The organism is Haloarcula sp. CBA1131 (assembly GCF_008728975.1).
In the GTDB taxonomy this organism is placed as follows: domain Archaea; phylum Halobacteriota; class Halobacteria; order Halobacteriales; family Haloarculaceae; genus Haloarcula; species Haloarcula hispanica.
This window is the reverse complement of sequence record NZ_RPCY01000001.1, coordinates 943862-960046: the sequence shown is the minus strand read 5'-3', so window position 1 is coordinate 960046 and position 16185 is coordinate 943862. Positions and strand designations below refer to the sequence as shown.

17 protein-coding genes are annotated in these 16185 nt (G+C 63.4%); 7 read left to right on the top strand and 10 right to left on the bottom strand.

The window, feature by feature from the left end; translation table 11 throughout:
- Positions 1–5 precede the first annotated feature (5 nt).
- Together Har1131_RS05015 and Har1131_RS05010 are read right to left on the bottom strand one after the other, a co-directional pair.
- Positions 6–977, bottom strand: coding sequence for a phytoene/squalene synthase family protein (locus Har1131_RS05015; protein ID WP_151145325.1), 972 nt, complete (start codon positions 975–977; stop codon positions 6–8).
- Between the two features lie 256 nt (positions 978–1233).
- The gene (locus Har1131_RS05010) at positions 1234–2814 is read right to left on the bottom strand and encodes a bacterio-opsin activator domain-containing protein (RefSeq protein WP_151145322.1); all 1581 of its coding nucleotides are present in this window, start codon (positions 2812–2814) and stop codon (positions 1234–1236) included.
- 128 nt (positions 2815–2942) lie between these two features.
- On the opposite strand from Har1131_RS05010, the gene Har1131_RS05005 reads away from it, so the two are divergent.
- The 4 genes from Har1131_RS05005 to Har1131_RS04990 all read left to right on the top strand — a co-directional run bounded on the left by Har1131_RS05005 (position 2943) and on the right by Har1131_RS04990 (position 7298).
- The gene (locus tag Har1131_RS05005; RefSeq protein ID WP_151145319.1) at positions 2943–3227 is read left to right on the top strand and encodes a hypothetical protein; all 285 of its coding nucleotides are present in this window, start codon (positions 2943–2945) and stop codon (positions 3225–3227) included.
- 66 nt (positions 3228–3293) lie between these two features.
- Entirely contained in the window at positions 3294–4667 is a 1374-nt protein-coding gene (locus Har1131_RS05000; protein WP_151145316.1) for a ribonuclease R family protein, read from the top strand.
- A gap of 283 nt (positions 4668–4950) precedes the next feature.
- Positions 4951–5691 (top strand): ABC transporter ATP-binding protein, encoded by a 741-nt coding sequence (locus Har1131_RS04995; RefSeq protein ID WP_151145313.1) that lies wholly within the window; start codon positions 4951–4953, stop codon positions 5689–5691.
- On the top strand, positions 5688–7298 hold the full coding sequence (locus Har1131_RS04990) for a hypothetical protein (RefSeq protein WP_191907466.1): 1611 nt from the start codon (positions 5688–5690) through the stop codon (positions 7296–7298). The genes Har1131_RS04995 and Har1131_RS04990 overlap by 4 nt, the downstream gene beginning before the upstream one ends.
- Here Har1131_RS04990 and Har1131_RS04985 read toward each other — a convergent pair.
- The gene (locus tag Har1131_RS04985) at positions 7295–7897 is read right to left on the bottom strand and encodes a transcription antitermination protein (protein ID WP_151145310.1); all 603 of its coding nucleotides are present in this window, start codon (positions 7895–7897) and stop codon (positions 7295–7297) included. The two genes, Har1131_RS04990 and Har1131_RS04985, sit on opposite strands and share 4 nt — an antisense overlap.
- A gap of 70 nt (positions 7898–7967) precedes the next feature.
- On the opposite strand from Har1131_RS04985, the gene Har1131_RS04980 reads away from it, so the two are divergent.
- On the top strand, positions 7968–9146 hold the full coding sequence (locus tag Har1131_RS04980) for an MBL fold metallo-hydrolase (RefSeq protein WP_151145307.1): 1179 nt from the start codon (positions 7968–7970) through the stop codon (positions 9144–9146).
- A 22-nt stretch (positions 9147–9168) separates the two neighbouring features.
- On the opposite strand, the gene Har1131_RS04975 is transcribed toward Har1131_RS04980, so the two are convergent.
- The 4 genes from Har1131_RS04975 to Har1131_RS04960 form a co-directional block, all read right to left on the bottom strand.
- Positions 9169–9462 carry a DUF6432 family protein gene (locus tag Har1131_RS04975; protein WP_004958397.1) on the bottom strand — a complete coding sequence of 98 codons (294 nt, stop codon included), beginning with the start codon at positions 9460–9462 and terminating at the stop codon, positions 9169–9171.
- Between the two features lie 166 nt (positions 9463–9628).
- The gene (locus tag Har1131_RS04970) at positions 9629–10303 is read right to left on the bottom strand and encodes a hypothetical protein (RefSeq protein ID WP_146416916.1); all 675 of its coding nucleotides are present in this window, start codon (positions 10301–10303) and stop codon (positions 9629–9631) included.
- The gene (locus Har1131_RS04965) at positions 10296–10613 is read right to left on the bottom strand and encodes a hypothetical protein (RefSeq protein WP_146416915.1); all 318 of its coding nucleotides are present in this window, start codon (positions 10611–10613) and stop codon (positions 10296–10298) included. The genes Har1131_RS04970 and Har1131_RS04965 overlap by 8 nt, the downstream gene beginning before the upstream one ends.
- Before the next feature lie 156 nt (positions 10614–10769).
- Positions 10770–12110, bottom strand: coding sequence for a PKD domain-containing protein (locus Har1131_RS04960; RefSeq protein ID WP_151145304.1), 1341 nt, complete (start codon positions 12108–12110; stop codon positions 10770–10772).
- Positions 12111–12259: 149 nt separating this feature from the next.
- Here Har1131_RS04960 and Har1131_RS04955 point away from each other — a divergent pair, with 149 nt between their 5' ends.
- Complete coding sequence (locus Har1131_RS04955) at positions 12260–13117, top strand: hypothetical protein (RefSeq protein WP_014041251.1); 858 nt, start codon at positions 12260–12262, stop codon at positions 13115–13117.
- Positions 13118–13155: 38 nt separating this feature from the next.
- A complete protein-coding gene (locus Har1131_RS04950; protein WP_008308010.1) occupies positions 13156–13548 on the top strand; it encodes a DUF5611 family protein in 393 nt (130 codons plus the stop codon).
- A gap of 407 nt (positions 13549–13955) precedes the next feature.
- Here the strand turns inward: Har1131_RS04950 and Har1131_RS04945 are convergent, their stop codons facing one another.
- The 3 genes from Har1131_RS04945 to sepF all read right to left on the bottom strand — a co-directional run bounded on the left by Har1131_RS04945 (position 13956) and on the right by sepF (position 16147).
- A complete protein-coding gene (locus tag Har1131_RS04945; protein WP_014041252.1) occupies positions 13956–14723 on the bottom strand; it encodes an ABC transporter permease in 768 nt (255 codons plus the stop codon).
- Positions 14720–15664 (bottom strand): ABC transporter ATP-binding protein, encoded by a 945-nt coding sequence (locus Har1131_RS04940; protein WP_050037049.1) that lies wholly within the window; start codon positions 15662–15664, stop codon positions 14720–14722. Before Har1131_RS04940 ends, Har1131_RS04945 begins: the two co-directional genes overlap by 4 nt.
- Before the next feature lie 123 nt (positions 15665–15787).
- Positions 15788–16147, bottom strand: a complete 360-nt coding sequence (gene sepF, locus Har1131_RS04935; protein WP_014041254.1) for a cell division protein SepF — start codon at positions 16145–16147, stop codon at positions 15788–15790.
- Positions 16148–16185 lie beyond the last annotated feature (38 nt).

Here is a 16185-nt window from a genome sequence, read left to right as displayed (position 1 = left end):
GGCTGTCATCCACGCCACGCGGGTTGCCCGTGGCCGTGGGCGTCCGTCGGCGTCTCGCCGGGGCCGCGCTCGGAGACAGCGCTCACGGTGTAGAACGTCGCTTCGGGGTCGCCGTTGCGCCGCCAGTGCCACCACGTACGGGCGAGCAACCACAGCCGGCGACGACGAGTGAGTTCCGGCGTCTCCGTCAGCACGTCGTAGCCACGGTCGCGGATGAGTCGGTGGTGGTCAGCGTACAGGACCGCAGCCAGCAGCACGCCGAACTGGCAGTCCTCCGGGAGGTATCGGATGCCGGCGACGCCCTCGCGGTACAGTTCGTCGGTCCGGGCCAGTTCCTCCTGCATCACGGCACGGAAGGCGTCGTCGACCTCGGCGTCGGCCAGTTGCTCCTCGGTGACGCCGTGGCGCTCCAGCGTCTCCTGTGGGAGGTACACCCGGCCGTAGTCGTGAATGTCCTCACGAACATCCCGCAGGAAGTTCGAAAGCTGGAACGCTTCGGCCAGTGCCGTCGCGTGGGGCAGGGCCTCCTCCTTCTGTGGCGGGTCCATTACCTCCGTCATCATGTGGCCGACGGCGACGGCAGAACCGCCCATGTACTCACGGAGGTCCTCGAACGTCTCGTAGCGGGCCTGTACGATGTCCATCTCCATCGCGTCGATGAAGACGTTGATCGTCTCCTCGGAGATGTCGTGACGCTCGGCCAGGTCCTGAAACGCCGCCATGACCGCCTCGTGGTCGGTCTCGGCCGGGTCGACGTTCCCGAGCGCGGCCTCGCGGATTACCTCCAGTTGCTCGTGCTGGACGGTCGGGGGCGGCCCATCCGTCTGGTCGACGACCTCGTCCGCGACCCGGAAAAAGGCGTACATGACGTAGGTCGGGTGGCGGATACGCTCCGGAAGCAGACGCGTCGCGAGGTGAAACGTCCGGCCGGTCTCCTGCTGTATCGATTTGCTGGTTTGGATGTTATCGGAGTGCATTGAAAGCTATCGGGCGGTCATTCGGCGGGCGATGCGTCGCGCGCTTGTCGGCAGGCTGTCCGTAATAGTTCGGTCGATCCGTGAGTGTGCCGCTGTCACGGGGGACTGTGTCCCGTCGGTTCGCCGGAGACAAACAGGACACTGGTTCTGTATCACTACATGTATATACGGTTGTTATCGGTATAAGCGGACTACCAAACTGCTTCGGGGATCGTGCCAGGAGTCCGCCGCAGGCGTAGGGATTCGCAAGCACTGGTTACCAGTTTTCGAACACTTCTTCCAGTAGCTTTCGCTCACCCGCACGGAGGTGCTGGTGGAACGTCGACGGGCAGATGTCCATCGACTCGGCCAGTTGCTCGCCGGAGACGTCGCGTGGCCAGTCGAAGAAGCCGCCGAGAAACCCCTTCCGAAGCGCCGTTAGCTGGCGGTTGGTCAACCGCTCTTCGACGTTTGCGATGAACGCCTGCCGGGAGACCGGCGGTTCGTCCCGTTCTCGCACGGAGAGCAGTTCCGTCTCCGGATACTGGCTGCGGACCTGCTCGACCACGCTTCGGGTCTCCATCGACGCCGGGAGCGTGACGGTGACTGTCGCCTTCCCTGGTTCGACCAGAATGTCGCCCGTCTGGGCCCCGCGGTCGGCGACGACCGAGACGACCGGCGGGTCCGACACGGTGAATTCGAACAGCGCCGACGAGTCCGCCGTCGAGACGTGTGAGACGCCCGATACCTGCGGGTGGTCGGCGGCGACGGCACAGACAGCCGAGGGGTCGTCCGTCTCGACGAGGAAGAACATCACCGTCTCCTCGCCGTCGGGGACGCTCCCGCCGTACTCCATCGAGCAGCCGAGTTCGCTCGCCACGTCGATGTAGAACACGTCGGGGTCGGTGACCTGCAGTTCGAGTTCGGTGACGTTGTCGGCGGTCAACAGCCGGCTGGTCTCGCGGGCGTCGATGGCCGCCGCAGTCGCCCGGCCGATGGTCCCGAGCACGGCCTGTTCTCGGGGATCAAACACGTCGTCGCTGTCGGCGTAGACGGTGAGGACGCCGTACAGCGACTCGCCGGAGACGAGCGGGACTGCCGCGACCGACGCGACGTCGGAGTCGGCGAGTCGGCTGTGTTGCTCGTCGATGTCACCGGTCACGACCTGCATCTCCTCGGTCCGGGCCGCCTCCGCAACCGGGTCGTCGGCGTTAAGCGGGATGGACAGCGTTGTCGGGTGGTCGGCGGAGAGTGCCGTCGACGACAGCGTCTCGTCGCGTAGATCCAGTTCGGACACCCAGGCGAACTGGTAGGAGTCGACCTCGGCCAGCCGGTCACAGACGGTCTGCTGGATGGCCTCGCGCGAGTCGACGGTCAGTACGTCGCCCATCACCGCTTTCAGCAGCCCGTCGACCCGGTCGACGAGCTGTTTGAGGTTCTGGCGCTCGGCTTTGAGCTCCTCGCTGCGGCGCTCGGCCGCCAGTTCGGCGAGCTTCCGCTGGGTGATGTCGATGTGTGCGACGACCGCGCTCCCGGCCTCGTCGTCGGGGAGCGGTGCGACCCGCATCAGAAACCACTGCTTCTCCTCCGGGGAGTGACACGGGTACTCCATCGTGAACAGGTCCTGCTCACCGTCGATGACCGACTCGATGCCGCCGAGTGCCTGCCCGGCGTACTCGTCGGCGTCGATGTCGGTCGTCGCGAAGTAGTTCGTCCCCTCCATCTCCCCATCCTCGTCGCCCGCGAACTCCCGCCAGGCGCGGTTGGTAAACAGAATCGTCCCCTCGTCGTCGAGGACAGCGATATTGATGGGTAGCGTGTCCAACGTCGAGTGAGCGAGTGTCTCTGGTGGCTTCATTCAGTGTCCCTGGCTCCGAATAGCCGATACCCTGTGTAGTGGCGGCGGGTGAATAAACGTGTGGCCCGGAACGGGGAACTGTTGCCTGTGCGGAAAACTCTAAGCGCTGTCAGTCGCAACTGGTTCGTATGTTCGGGTCCCGGAACTCCCGGGCGGAGTCGGTCACCTGTATCGCGTGTGGGGAGTCCGTCTCGCGGACCGAGGCCCGCGAGTACGACAAACACGGCGACCGGTGGGACCGCCGGAACAAGACGTTCGAACACCTCTGTAAAGCCTGTTTTGCCGACCTGTGCCAGCAGCCGCGGGACGGCCTCGAAACGACGCTCGACGCCGCCGGGGCCGGCGAGGCCGACCAAGAGACCTTCCTGAGACGGTTCCGAGAACTCTCCGAGGGCGACACGCACAGGGAATGAGACGGGGAAGTCACGGCCCAGTCCCACCCCGACAGCCCTAACTACGCCCTGTTCGTACCGGGTGACATGACTACAGAGGACGCGCAAGCGGCCGCCGGGACCGCCGAGGGGCAAGGCCCCGTCGAGATCGACCCGGAGATGGCCCGCCATCTGGAGAACAAGCGCGAGGAACTGTTCGAGAAGTTCGGCATCCCCGACGAATTCCCGCCCGAGGTACTGGAGGAGGCCAAAGAGCGCACGCAGGACGTGCAGGCCGAAATCGAGGACGAGGTCGACGAACGCGAAGACCTCCGTGAGATGACCACCTGGACGACCGACCCCATCGACGCCCAGGACTTCGACGACGCCATCTCCATCGAGGAGCGCGAGGACGAGATCGTCCTCTGGGTCCACATCGCCGACGTGACTCACTACGTCAACCCCGACACGAAGATGTGGGAGCAGGCCGTCGAGCGCGGGAACACCGTCTACCTCCCGGCCTACACCGTCCACATGCTGCCGCCCGTCCTCGCCGAGACCGTCTGTTCGCTGGTCCCCAACGAGGACCGCTTGGCCCACACCGTCGAGATGCACCTCGACAAGGAGAACCTCGGCTACGAGGAGATCAACATCTACAAGTCCGTCATCCGCTCGGACGCTCGCCTGACCTACACCGAGGCCGAGCGCCTGCTGGACGAGCCGGAGACCGCAGAAGACGTGCTAGAGGACCAGAGCGTCGACCTCGCGGAGAAGACCGAGCGCGTCTGGGAACTGGCCGACCGGATGCACGAGCAGCGCAAAGAAGAGGGCTCGCTCGTCCTCAACCCCGCCCGCGACCGCGCCCACACCATCATCGAGGAGTGCATGCTGAAGGCCAACAAGGCCGTCACGCACGAGCTGATGTGGAACCGCGGCGTCGAGGCGATGTACCGCGTCCACCCACAGCCGAGCCCCGACGAGTGGGACGAAGCGCTGGTCGAAATTCAGGAACTTGACGGCGTTTCCATCCCCGGCGACGCTTGGGACGACCCGCGAAAGGCCGTCAACGCCACGCTCGAACAGGCCCCCGGTCGCCAACTCGACAAGATTCAGTGGGCCGTGATGAAGGTCATGCCACGCGCGAAGTACATGAACGACCCCTTCGGCGGCCACCACGCCCTGAACTTCGAGATTTACGGCCACTTCACCTCGCCGATCCGCCGCCTGTCGGACCTCATCAACCACTGGATCGTCTACACCAACGACGTGCCCGAGGACCTCGTCGCGCTGTGTGACCGCGCCAGCGACCGCCAGAAGGACGCCGAGCAGTGCGAGCGCGAGTACAAGAACTTCCTGCAGGAGGTCGGTCTGGACCCGTCAGCGGTCAACAACCGCGGTATCGAAGTCGTCGAGAATCCTGATGACGATGGCGAGGATGAAGACGCTGAAGCCGATGCCGCCGACGCAGCCGTTGAAGAGTAACGGCTAGCTAAAGTATCGGGTTCTGTTGTGCATGGTTCTGCAGCTACGGCCGTCGGGAGCCAGAAAGCCCCGGCTGGGTGGGACTGAAAGGGGCCGTGCTATCGGCGAACTCCGACGACGCAAGCACGCGAAGCGCGCGCAGCGAGGCGCAGGAGCCGATAGCGCGGGGGCTTTCTGGCTGTTCAAATATCACCACAAAGCCGTAGCAGCACCAAACAACCATCCCAGAGAGTCGCACATAGCAACAGCAAGACCTTTTCACAGTCGGTACGGCACTGCCCGTATGTGCCCTCCAGCACCCGCAATCGTCACCGAGGGGTTGACGAAGCGCTACAGTGGGGTCTCGGCGATAGCGGACCTCGACCTCACAGTCCCGCGCGGCAGCGTTTTCGGCTTCCTCGGCCCCAACGGGGCGGGCAAGACCTCGACGATTCGAATCCTGACGACGTTGACGAACCCAACAAGCGGCACCGCGCGGGTGGCGGGCGAGTCGGTCGCCGACCGCGCAGCGGTGGTCGAACACATCGGCTTCCTGCCCGAGGAACCGCCGCTGTACGACGAACTCACCGGCCGCGAGCAGCTGGAGTACGTCGCCGGCCTCCGCGGGCACGAGGACTGGGACCGCGTGGAGTCGCTGCTCGACCGATTCGACCTCGATACGGACGCAGACCGGCGCGTCGAGACGTACTCGAAGGGGATGAAACAGAAACTCGGCCTCGTTCAGGCGCTGTTGCACGATCCCGATGTGCTCTTTCTCGACGAACCCACCTCGGGACTTGACCCGCGGGCGGCGCGGACGGTCCGTGACACCATCAGCGAGGTCGCGGCCGCGGAGACGACGGTCTTTCTCTCGACGCATATCCTCCCCGTCGTCGAGGAGTTGGCCGACACCGTCGGCGTCCTGTACGACGGCGACCTCGTCACGGAGGGGTCTCCTGAAGAACTGACCGGCAGCGTCGAGTCCGGGAGCACGCTCGAAGACGTGTTCCTCGACGTGACCAGCGAGCACCCGGGAGAGCGATGAGACGGCCGAGCGGACGACGGACACGACTGATCGCGCGGACGGAACTGCGGCGTACCTGGCGCAAGCTCATGGGCACGGCGCGCGGGACGCTCATGTTACTTGGCGGAGGACTGGGCATCGTCATATACAGTCTCGCTATCGGCGTGATGGCGTTCTTTTTCGGCGGCGCCCTGGCCGACAGCGACCCCCACACGGTCAGGCTTGCGACGACGGCGGGTATCGTCGGACTGCTCGGACTCGTCGGCTTCTTCACGCTCCAGCACACGGTGAAATCGGCCGGCGAGCCCGACGCCGCCGACGGCCTGCTGACGACGGTCCCCTACGAGGACGCGGCGGCCGGGCTGCTCGCCGCCGAGGCCGGTCGCGTGTCGCTCGCGCTCGCCATTCCGATTGTGGCGCTAGTAGGCGGGCTTGCAGCCGGTGACGCCGGGGTACTCGTCGCTCTCGTGGCGCTCATCGGGTCGGTCGCGGTCGCCCTGCTGGGGACGGTTCTCGGCTTCGGCCTGGGGCTGGTGACAAAACTGGTGGCGAACCGCTCGGCCTTCGTCGCTAGTCACCGCGCGAGCGTCGGGGCTGCCGTCTCGCTCATCTTGCCACTTGGCTGGGTCGCGATGACGGCCGTTCCGACGGTACAGCTTCGTGTGCTCCAACTGGCGACCCAGTCACCGCTCTCGTGGCCTGCCGACGTAGTCCTGCTCGTTCTGGGGGCCGGTGGCGATCCGGTCGCTGCCACCGTCGCTACGGTGGGGGTTCTCAGCGCGCTCCCGGTCGGCGTGGTTGCGTGTCTGTGGCTTGCTGCGCGGGCTTGGTATGTCGATCCGGTCCAGCCTGACTACGAGTTCGACGCAGACAAGCAGACACTCTCAGACCGTCTGCTGAGAGGACGGGTCTCGACGGCGACCCGCGTGGTCGCCCAGAAGTCGTGGCTCCGTGCCAAGCGAGCGCCCATTTCCGTGCAGTTCGCGATCATGCCGTTTTTCTTCCTAGTGTATCATCTCCAGATCGTCATTCTGGAGCGAGTGGTCCCGCCAACGCTCCCCCTCAGCGCTGGCCTCGCCAGCGCGGCGGCGTTCGGGGCCGCGTTCTCGCTCAATCCGCTCGGCGGCGAGGAAGGAGTGCTGCCGCTGACACTGACCGCCAACGTCTCCGGCCGGGCGTTCGTCACCGGACTCGTCCTTGCGGGCGCACTCCCCGGTGTCGTGGTGACGACGCTACTGGTCGTCGGTCTCGGTGTCGCCGCCGGAACGCCACCGGTCACGCTCGCTGCCGGACTCACAGTCGCACTGGCCGCAACCCTCGCCGCACCGGCTATCGCCGTCGGAGCCGGCGTCGTGTTCCCGAAGTTCGAATCCTCGTCGGTGCAGGGCCGCGAAGTGGTGGTCCCGAGCGGCTGGGCGTTCGGACTGTACTTCCTCGTTCTCGGCGTGGCCGTCGCGCCGGGGAGTCTGGCGTACCTGCTCGCCGTCCGAGACCTGTTCGCGCTACCGGTCGATGACGCGCTCCTTCTCGGTGGGGGGCTGGTAGCGAGCGCCGCAATCGCCGTCGCTGGCGCTGTCGCCGGCTTCCTCTACGCCGCAAACCGCGTGGCGACCTACCGGCTCGACTAGCAGATCGGCTTCGGGTCCAGCCCCATCGCCTCCAGCGTTTCCGCGTAGTCGTCGTACGCCGCTTCGATGGCTTCGGTCGCGGCCGCGGCTGCCGTCTCGCGCTCGGACTCCGAGAGGTGTCCGAGAGCGGCCTCCCCGTCGTCGAGTGCCGACGCCTCCCCTCGAATCTCGCGGAACGTATCGGCCCGCTGCTCGTCCGCCTCGTTGATGAAGAAGCTCACTACCTGCAGGTAGAACCGGTCGGCGAGCAGCGGCGCAGCGACGAGGCCGGCCCCGACGCGCCGCGCAGTCCCACTGACGGTTTCGAGGTGGTCGATGAACCCATCGGGGTCACCGGCGTCCGCGTCAATGCGGTCCGCCCGCTCGGCCGCAGCCTCGGCGGCTGCCCCGAACTGCGTCGCCACGTCGCTGTCAGACTCGTCGGCCCATCGACCGAGGATATCTGCGAGTCCTGATTCGCGGGTCGCCGCTGCTGTGAGCACTGCCTCCGTCTCCAGTGTCGCATCTGTTGCTGCGATAAGCATCTTGTCCGAGCCCAGTCTGTCCCGCTCTGTCTCAGTCTGGTCGCGGACGGCGTCGATAGTGGCTCCAGCGTCCATACGTCCGCTGGGCGCGGCAGGGGCTTGAAATCCCCGCCCGATTTATCCGCCGGGCAACGCTACAGTCGGTATGGCCGATGACTACCCTGACCCGCCGACGGACCCGCCGTCACTATCGGCAGCGGCGTTGCAGGCGGAACTGGACGCCGGCAAGTCGCTCCGGTTGCTCGACGTTCGCGACCGCGACGAGTACGAGCAGTGGCGGATTCGCGGCGAATCGGTGACGGCGACACAGCTCCCATTTACGAAGTTCCTTCAGGCGAAGGTGACCGGCGAAGTGGACGACATCGTCGGCGACGTGGCCGGCACCGGCCCGATAACGGTCGTCTGTGGCCGCGGCGAGGCCAGCGCCTTCGTCGCCGGCCTGCTGACCGAACACGGCATCGAGGCGCAGAACCTCAGCGACGGCATGGAGGGGTGGGCGCGGCTCTACGAGGCCCGCGAGATCACCTGCGACGCCGCAACCGTCCTCCAGTACCGCCGGCCGTCGTCCGGCTGTCTCGGCTACATGGTCGTCAGCGACGGCTCGGCCGCCGTCGTCGACCCGTTCCGAGCGTTCACCGACCGGTACGTCACCGACGCCGCCGACCACGACGCCTCGCTCACCCACGCTATCGACACGCACGTCCACGCCGACCACGTCAGCGGCGTCCGTCGTCTCGCCGCAGAGACCGGTGCCGAGCCGATCCTTTCCGAACGAGCGGTCGCCCGCGGTGTCGACGACGTGACCGCACTGGCCGCCGACGAAACGCTACGCGTCGGCTCGGCCACACTGGAGCCTCGTCCCCTACCCGGGCATACGACCGGCATGACCGGCTTCACCGTCGGTGACGTGCTGCTGGCCGGCGACAGCGTCTTCCTCGACAGCGTCGCCCGCCCAGACCTGGAAGCTGGCGCTGACGGAGCGAGGGATCTGGCCCGCGACCTCCACCGAACGCTGACCGAGCGACTCGCAACGCTACCCGGCGAAACAGTCGTCGCTCCGGGCCACTACAGCGAGTCGACAACGCCGGCTGACGACGGTACATTCACCGCTGCCCTGGGGACTCTCCGCGACCGGCTCCCGGGGTTCGCGATGGACCGCGAGGCGTTCGTGGAGTACGCCTGTGACGATATCCCGCCGCGCCCCGCCAACTTCGAGCGGATTATCGCCATCAATCTCGGAACGGAGACGGCCGACGACGACACCGCGTTCGAACTCGAACTCGGTCCGAACAACTGCGCGGCCGCGCCGTCGGACGCGGTGTGACACCGCCACGACACAACAGCGGCTACAACGGGAGTCGCTTGCGGATCTGATCCAGAATCGATTCGTCTTCGTCGGGCAACGACTCCCCCACCACGCCCTCGCCCGGGAGAATGACGGTTCGCTCGCCGTTGTCCTCGACCTCGATGAGGTCGTCCGCCTTGAGAGCCGCGAGCGCGTCCTCTATGCGGTCGATATTCTCCTCCGTCCGCGACCGAAGCTCGAAGACGGTCATCCCCTCATCACGGCGGTCAGCGAGCGCATCGAGCACCGCAACCTCTGTGTCGTCCCGGTCGCGATACTCCGGCTTCGCTCTCATATGTCCCTCTAAAACCGGCTGGGTCTAATCTTTGTCCCTCGTGAATCTAATCTGGGAACCTGATCCGACACGGTATAAACTGCTGAACCGGTAAGTCAGACCCCTGATCGGAGCGGTCGTCAGCGACAAACTCGCTGTGACTTATGATTCCGAACCGAGTGATTCGCTATCGTCCCTTTTCATGGTAAGCTGGCCCCTCTTCAGTGGTAGAGCCATACTTTGCCATGAAGACTCGGAGCGACCATTCGTCGGTATAGTACTTGTACGCCCAAATATATTTGATGTGAGTTGTTTCAAACACCCCGCCGTCTTCCGTAGTGAACGTCACATTGACCGTATCAGGAATGTACGTGTGGTCCCGGTCTGGAAGGTGGTCATCATTATTGTTATAGTCTTCTACAATGGCATAGTACTTCCAGAGCGGGTTTAGCCGGTCATTTCGGGTCTTAGTGAAGTTTGTGGTATCACGCATTTCAACCGTTATGTGGTATGAGTCATTATCAGGGAAGGCCTCCATCTCGGCAGAACGGTTCTCCTCGTCTGCATCGTATAGATACTGCATATTCTCATCGAATTCCTCAAACTTCTCTGCCTTGCTGAGATCACCTTCAGTAGTAGATCCGGTTTCCGTTTCAGTTCCTTTGGTAGCTACTTGCGTACTCTCGGTTTCCATTGGCTCAGGCGTTTGGGTCTTAATAATATCTGGCGTGGGTTCTGGCGTCTGCGTCGACGAAACTGTCTCTTCGGCTGGTCCGCTGCCTCCCGCGAACGCAGAGCAGCCGGCAGAGATAATTAAGAGAGCAATGGCGACAGAGCTAACGATAGTTCTAGTCTCACTCATGGTTTTGGGTTTCATTGTTGAGGTCTGTTTCCTTGTTTTCTTTTTCAGCAGGTGAAAGATTCAGAGTTTCAGTCAAGGTTGGCGTTGGTTCTGGTAACGTGCCAGTTGCTGATCCGTCGCCGTCCACTCCCGCAGATGGTGAATCCTGTGCAGTCTCGCCACCGGTGCTCAAAAATACGATCCCGCAGACAAGGGCGGTGAAGACAGGCATGTAGGCGAGCGCAGTCAAGATGCTAACGTACCCCTCTCCGGACTGGATTCCGGGCATCGGTGATTCCTTATTTGCATACCAATGGGCGTCCGTCCACATGATAAGCGGAGCAGTGACTGTGGGTAAGAGAGTGCCTGCAACCGTCACTAACAGGCAGGCGACGACCTCTTGTGCACTATTCTTTACATTCATCATAGTTAGGATTTATTTATTGCCATCTGCAAGTTTTAGTTCCGAAGCCAGATCTGAAAGCTGTCACCAAAAACTCCACCCTCCGCCACCGTCGCCGCCACTGTCATCGTCATCGTCGCTATCGTCTCCGAACCAACTCCCGCTGTCACCGTCGTCATCACCACCGCTGTCCTCATCATCGTCGTCACCGCCACCGATTATGCCGTCAAGGAAACCTCCCTGATCATCGTTATCACTGCCACCACTACCATCATCGTTACCGTTGCTATCATCATCGTCACTACTACTGCCGTCATCGTCATCGTATGACCAGTCATATCCACCGTTGTCATCGTCGCCACTGTCCTCATCGTCGTCATCGTCTCCGCTATCTGGGTTCATCAGGTTATTTGGCACGCTGGATGCTGGACGAGTACTACGACTCTCATCGCTGGAATCGTCGTCATTGTAACTACCGCCATTATCAACATCAATGAAACCGTCCTGATTCTCTTCCTGTTCCTTTATATCGTCTTTTCGTTCATCGATAGTCTCCTTACTGAACGTGCCTCCGTAACCGTCCTCGGAGTACTTGTTCATGTTCTCTTCATCGATGATCTTAGTGAGTTCATTGTCAACGTACATCCACAAACCGTCCCGGCCGTCGGTGTCGACGATGGTGTCGCCGATAGTCATCGCGGCCGAAGTACAGCCCTTGTTCTGCCCGTCGACGTAGTAGCTTCCGCTACCACCCGGGCAATTACTGCCGCCGCCACCGTTGCCGGACGAGTCGGCGACACGAATCGTCCGGTTAGCGACGCCGCGCCGTCCGTCGGCATCGTAGGCGACCGCGCGGACGGACACAGAGCCGGAGTCGTTGAACGTGTGAGTAATGGTTGCGGTCCCGTTCTCGCCAGCGAGTCGCGTCTGGTTCTGTGCGGTGCCGTTGACGACCCACGCGAGCGTTCGGAGGTCGGCATCACCGGCAGTCGCGTTTGCAGTCAGATTCCGCTGGAGGCCAACGGGAACCGCAGACGGGGCCGACATCGAGACTGACGGCCCACCGGCGGCCACCACATCGACGTGGAGCGTGTCCGAGCGCGACGCGCCGTCATCATCAGTGACGGTGACAGTAACGTTGTACTGGCCGGTGTCGGCTGGTGAAAACGTCGTCTGGACGCAGGTCTGGCAGTCGGGCGTGCGCGTCGTGCCGTCCGGCGTTTCGATGGACCACTCGGTATCTTCGATTGTGCCGTCGGGGTCGCGCGAGCCGTTGGCGTCCAACTGGACCGACGTCTCTCGCTCGACGGACTGGTCCAGTCCGGCGTCGGCAAGCGGTGGCTGGTTCCCGGTCGCCACCGCTGTCCCGCCGAGAAGCGCCGAGAGGGCGAGGACCGACACCACGAGCGTCGTCATCCGCTGCATTGGCGTAACGTAGTACCGCTTCCAGTTATAAAATTTCACAAGCTGTGCTGAAATTAATGTAGCAGCGTCGCGAAACAGGGTAGCGTTCTGTCACGAGCGGTAGAGCCAACGGGCAGGGTTTAAGTACGCCACGGTGGGAAGTTCTGGCAATGGGTCTCAAATGTTCCGTCCTCGGGCACAAGTACGGTGAGACCACCGTCGAGCGCGAGCGCGAAGAGCAGGGTAGCGAAGTCGTCATCACCATCCAGGAACGGGAGACCTGTGAGCGGTGTGGAAATACGCGGATCGTCTCGGAGAACAAGGAGGTCACGGCAATCGAGACGCCGTCGGACATCGCCAGCGACCTCGTCGAAGACGAGTCCGAATCCGAAACGGCGGGGACCGAGTCACCGCCAGAAGACGAACCTGCTGATAGCGCGGCCGAACCCACAGACGAGGAATCGGAGCGCTCGGGTGGCTGGGATAGCGTCGACGACCCGGTCGAAGCACCGGACGACACAGGAATCGGCGACGAAAGCGTAGACGCCGGGGAACCGGTTGATCCGTCGGCTGACGACGCCGAGATTATCGACGATAGTGACGATGGCGAGGAAGAAAGCGGCGACGTGGAACTGGACGAGCCGACGACGACGGTCGACGTCCCGGACGCCGAAGGCGAGGAGCCGGTAACCGAAGACGAGACCGACCCGGAGAAAGACGACGGGCTCATTCTCGGCGAGGAAGAGGAATCGGAGTCGGCCGGCGACGACCGCCAGCCGGGCGAATGGCCCGATGAACCGGGGGACGACGGGGACGGCTGGTCGCCGGAGACGATGCCGGTCGATACCGGAACGGACGACGATTCGAGCGTCGAACCGACCAGCGACAGCGCCGTGACGGTTCCGGAAGGCGAGTTCGCCTGTCCGGAGTGTGGGTTCACCACCGAGGTGGAATCGACGTCGTTGCGCGCTGGGGACTTCTGTCCGGAGTGTCACAAAGGGTCACTTATCACCCGGGGCGAGGAGTGAACGCAAAGGGTAAGACAGCCCCTCGCAAAAACTCGCCCATGCGAGAGTACAAGATGCGACGGGGCGAGCATCTCGAAGACCGCGTCCCTGACATGGAAGCGTTCGTCGAGGAGTACTTCGGCGAAGTAACGGATACAGAAGAGTACGAAGGCAACGACCTGCTGGTCGTCGACGACCCCGACAACCCCGTGTTTGACCGGGTCGTCGCGGGCCGCGTCGAGTACGGCTCGAAGAAAGACAAGATCGCACTCCACATCGACGAGCGACCGGCAGAGGACGTCATCGCCGAGGGCAACGTCGATGCGGCCGAGGACGCCGTCGCTATCAAGAACGATTTCCTGGAGGAGGCGACCGACCGCGACGCGAAGGCACGACGCGACTCACTGAAGCGCTCGGTCGAGGACGACGCCGACGCCCCGGACAACGTCTAACGACGGTCGTCGGGCGCACGCAGTCCGCGAGTGCCGGCAGGCTGGTACTGCGTATCGGTTCGGCACGGCCCGCGTAGCCATCCGGAAATTCTTCGATATCGACACTGAGTACCGCCAGTATCACGCAGCGTCAGACGGGCGTCACATCTAAATACGCTTGTGGCATAGGTTCACATACGCCTCACCCGGAGGCGCGCACAAGTATCCGGGGCACGAGACACCCCTCGTGTTGCCACGGAGCCAGCTCCGGGGCAGCCTGTCATAGTTTGTCCGCCCGCCGGAGCGGACCCAATCCGGCATTCGAGCGCGGCCAGGTCAGTTACCGAGCCGGCATTCCCGTTTCATCGGCGCGATATCGACGACAAAATGCAGCCGTTGATCGGAAAGATTCGAGAGTCAGAACGGCGCTACTCGGCGAGCCCGTAACCGCGCTTGAACAGCACGTAGTCGATTGACAGCACGACCACGGTCGTCCCGGTCAGGACGGCCAGCGACGTGTTCGGATCGATTTCGGTGACGCCGATCATGCCGTAGCGAACGCCGTTGACCATGTACACCATGGGATTGAGAAGCGAGACGTTCCGCCAGAACGCCGGGAGGACTTCGAGCGAGTAGAACACCGCGCCGAAAAAGACCAGCGGCCGGAGAATGAACTGGTTCATCACTGTCAGGTAGTCGAAGTCGCTCGCCCAGAGGCCGCCGATGACGCCGAGCCCGCCGAACAGTGTGGTAATCACCAGCAGGAACGAGACGAGATACACGGGGTTGGCGACGGGAACCGAGGTGAATATCAGGCCCACACCGACGATCAGCAGTGACGTGACGACCCCCCGGAGTGCGCTGGCCGAGACATAGGCGGCCACCATACTTCGGTTCGACATCGGCGAGGTGAGGACGGCCTGAATGTAATCGTTCCAGCGTCCGTGGAAGATAGTGAAAGAGGCGTTCTCGAAGCTGTCAGAGATGGCTCCAAGCACGACCAGTCCGGGGAGGACAAACTGGAGGTAGCTCACGCCAGCGATTTCACCGATTCGGCTCCCCAGAATCACGCCGAACACGGAGAAATACAGCGCGTTCGTGATAATCGGCGGGAGGAAGGTGTTGTACGGCCGGCGGACGAACCGGAGGATTTCCCGCCGAACAAGTGTCAGGAACTGCGTCGCGTTCGCGTTCATGCGGACACCTCCGCGTACTCGCGGTCGTCGCGGGTCATGTCGACGAACACCTCTTCGAGCGACGCGCGGCGGATATCGAGCGAGGTCACGGTGTGACCCTGCGCTTCGAGGTCGCGCATGATCGCCGGCGCGGTCTGGCTCCCTCCCATCGCCGTGACAGCCAGACCCTCGTCAGTCAGTTCGACGTCGGTGATCCCCTCCACGTCGAGTCGCGGGGCCGTCCGCGGCATCTCGGCGAGTTCGAGGACGATAGTGTCAGTGCCGCGGGCCATCAGGTCGTCGGGGGTCGCCACCTCGACTTTCTGCCCGTCGTCCATGATCGCGACCCGGTCACAGAGGCGTTCAGCCTCCTCGATGTAGTGCGTCGTCAGCAGAATTGTCGTCCCGGCGTCGTTCATCCGGTTGATAATCTCCCAGAGGTCGTGCCGGAGCTGGACGTCGACGCCGGCCGTCGGCTCGTCGAGGATGAGCAGGTCGGGGTCGGAGACGAGCGCGCGCGCGAGGACGAACCGCCGTTTCATTCCGCCGGAGAGCCAGTCGAAGCGTGTGTCGCGCTTGTCCCAGATACCGACCGTCTTCAGCGCGTCTTCGGCGCGCTCCCGGGCCTCGGCCCGACCGATGCCGTGGTAGCCCGCCTTGTGTTCGAGCACCTCGATGATGGGGAAGAAACGGTCGACGTTGAACTCCTGTGGCGCGACGCCGATGCGGTCGCGGGCCTCCCGGTAGTCGTCCTCCACGTCGAAGCCGAACACCTCGGCGGTCCCCGCGTCTTTGTGGACGAGGCCGACCAGCGTGTTGATAAACGTCGTCTTGCCGGCTCCGTTCGGCCCGAGCAGCCCGAAGAACTCGCCTTGCTCTACTGTCAATTCTAGGTCGTCGAGCGCCTGGACGTCGCCGTAGCGCTTCCCTAATCCACTGGCGCGTATCGCCGGTTCAGTCATTGCCGCCCTTAGCGTGGCGACACCGAAAAACGCATTGAAGCCCCCGAAAACCGGCAGTTAGACTGATACAAGCTGACAAGATCGACCGAACGGCGAGGTCCCGTTGGCCGGGCTGTCACAATCCTACTGACCGAGGCGTTCCCGGGAGATGCCGACGCCAGCCGGCGTGATGATGAGCTGGTCGTCGTCCTTCTGGACGATGTCGCCACCGACCTCGTTGGCGACCTGCTTGAGTTCGTCGCTGATGTGTTCCATCGTACGGTCCTGCGTGGAGTGGCGCGTGATGTCCGCGACGACCACGTCACCGTCGTAGACGGCGTCTTTGATGTCGATGACGTCCTGCTTGTCGCTGATACGGGCGATCCGAACCTGGCGTTCGAGTTCCGTCCCGGTCATCTCGAATTCGTTCGCGTTCAGTTCGACGTAATCCTCGGTGTTCCGAGAGGATCCAGACTCCCCGAGGATCTTGCTCATCAGTCCCATGTCACTCACGGCGTGCGCTACCCGTTTCAACTTTTCGT

Bases quoted from the DNA above. Each gene is read 5' to 3' on its own strand.
- Har1131_RS05015 (WP_151145325.1), bottom strand. From the start codon at position 977: ATGCACTCCGATAACATCCAAACCAGCAAATCGATACAGCAGGAGACC.
- Har1131_RS05010 (WP_151145322.1), bottom strand. From the start codon at position 2,814: ATGAAGCCACCAGAGACACTCGCTCACTCGACGTTGGACACGCTACCC.
- Har1131_RS05005 (WP_151145319.1), top strand. From the start codon at position 2,943: ATGTTCGGGTCCCGGAACTCCCGGGCGGAGTCGGTCACCTGTATCGCG.
- Har1131_RS05000 (WP_151145316.1), top strand. From the start codon at position 3,294: ATGACTACAGAGGACGCGCAAGCGGCCGCCGGGACCGCCGAGGGGCAA.
- Har1131_RS04995 (WP_151145313.1), top strand. From the start codon at position 4,951: ATGTGCCCTCCAGCACCCGCAATCGTCACCGAGGGGTTGACGAAGCGC.
- Har1131_RS04990 (WP_191907466.1), top strand. From the start codon at position 5,688: ATGAGACGGCCGAGCGGACGACGGACACGACTGATCGCGCGGACGGAA.
- Har1131_RS04985 (WP_151145310.1), bottom strand. From the start codon at position 7,897: ATGGACGCTGGAGCCACTATCGACGCCGTCCGCGACCAGACTGAGACA.
- Har1131_RS04980 (WP_151145307.1), top strand. From the start codon at position 7,968: ATGGCCGATGACTACCCTGACCCGCCGACGGACCCGCCGTCACTATCG.
- Har1131_RS04975 (WP_004958397.1), bottom strand. From the start codon at position 9,462: ATGAGAGCGAAGCCGGAGTATCGCGACCGGGACGACACAGAGGTTGCG.
- Har1131_RS04970 (WP_146416916.1), bottom strand. From the start codon at position 10,303: ATGAGTGAGACTAGAACTATCGTTAGCTCTGTCGCCATTGCTCTCTTA.
- Har1131_RS04965 (WP_146416915.1), bottom strand. From the start codon at position 10,613: ATGTGGACGGACGCCCATTGGTATGCAAATAAGGAATCACCGATGCCC.
- Har1131_RS04960 (WP_151145304.1), bottom strand. From the start codon at position 12,110: ATGCAGCGGATGACGACGCTCGTGGTGTCGGTCCTCGCCCTCTCGGCG.
- Har1131_RS04955 (WP_014041251.1), top strand. From the start codon at position 12,260: ATGGGTCTCAAATGTTCCGTCCTCGGGCACAAGTACGGTGAGACCACC.
- Har1131_RS04950 (WP_008308010.1), top strand. From the start codon at position 13,156: ATGCGAGAGTACAAGATGCGACGGGGCGAGCATCTCGAAGACCGCGTC.
- Har1131_RS04945 (WP_014041252.1), bottom strand. From the start codon at position 14,723: ATGAACGCGAACGCGACGCAGTTCCTGACACTTGTTCGGCGGGAAATC.
- Har1131_RS04940 (WP_050037049.1), bottom strand. From the start codon at position 15,664: ATGACTGAACCGGCGATACGCGCCAGTGGATTAGGGAAGCGCTACGGC.
- sepF (WP_014041254.1), bottom strand. From the start codon at position 16,147: ATGGGACTGATGAGCAAGATCCTCGGGGAGTCTGGATCCTCTCGGAAC.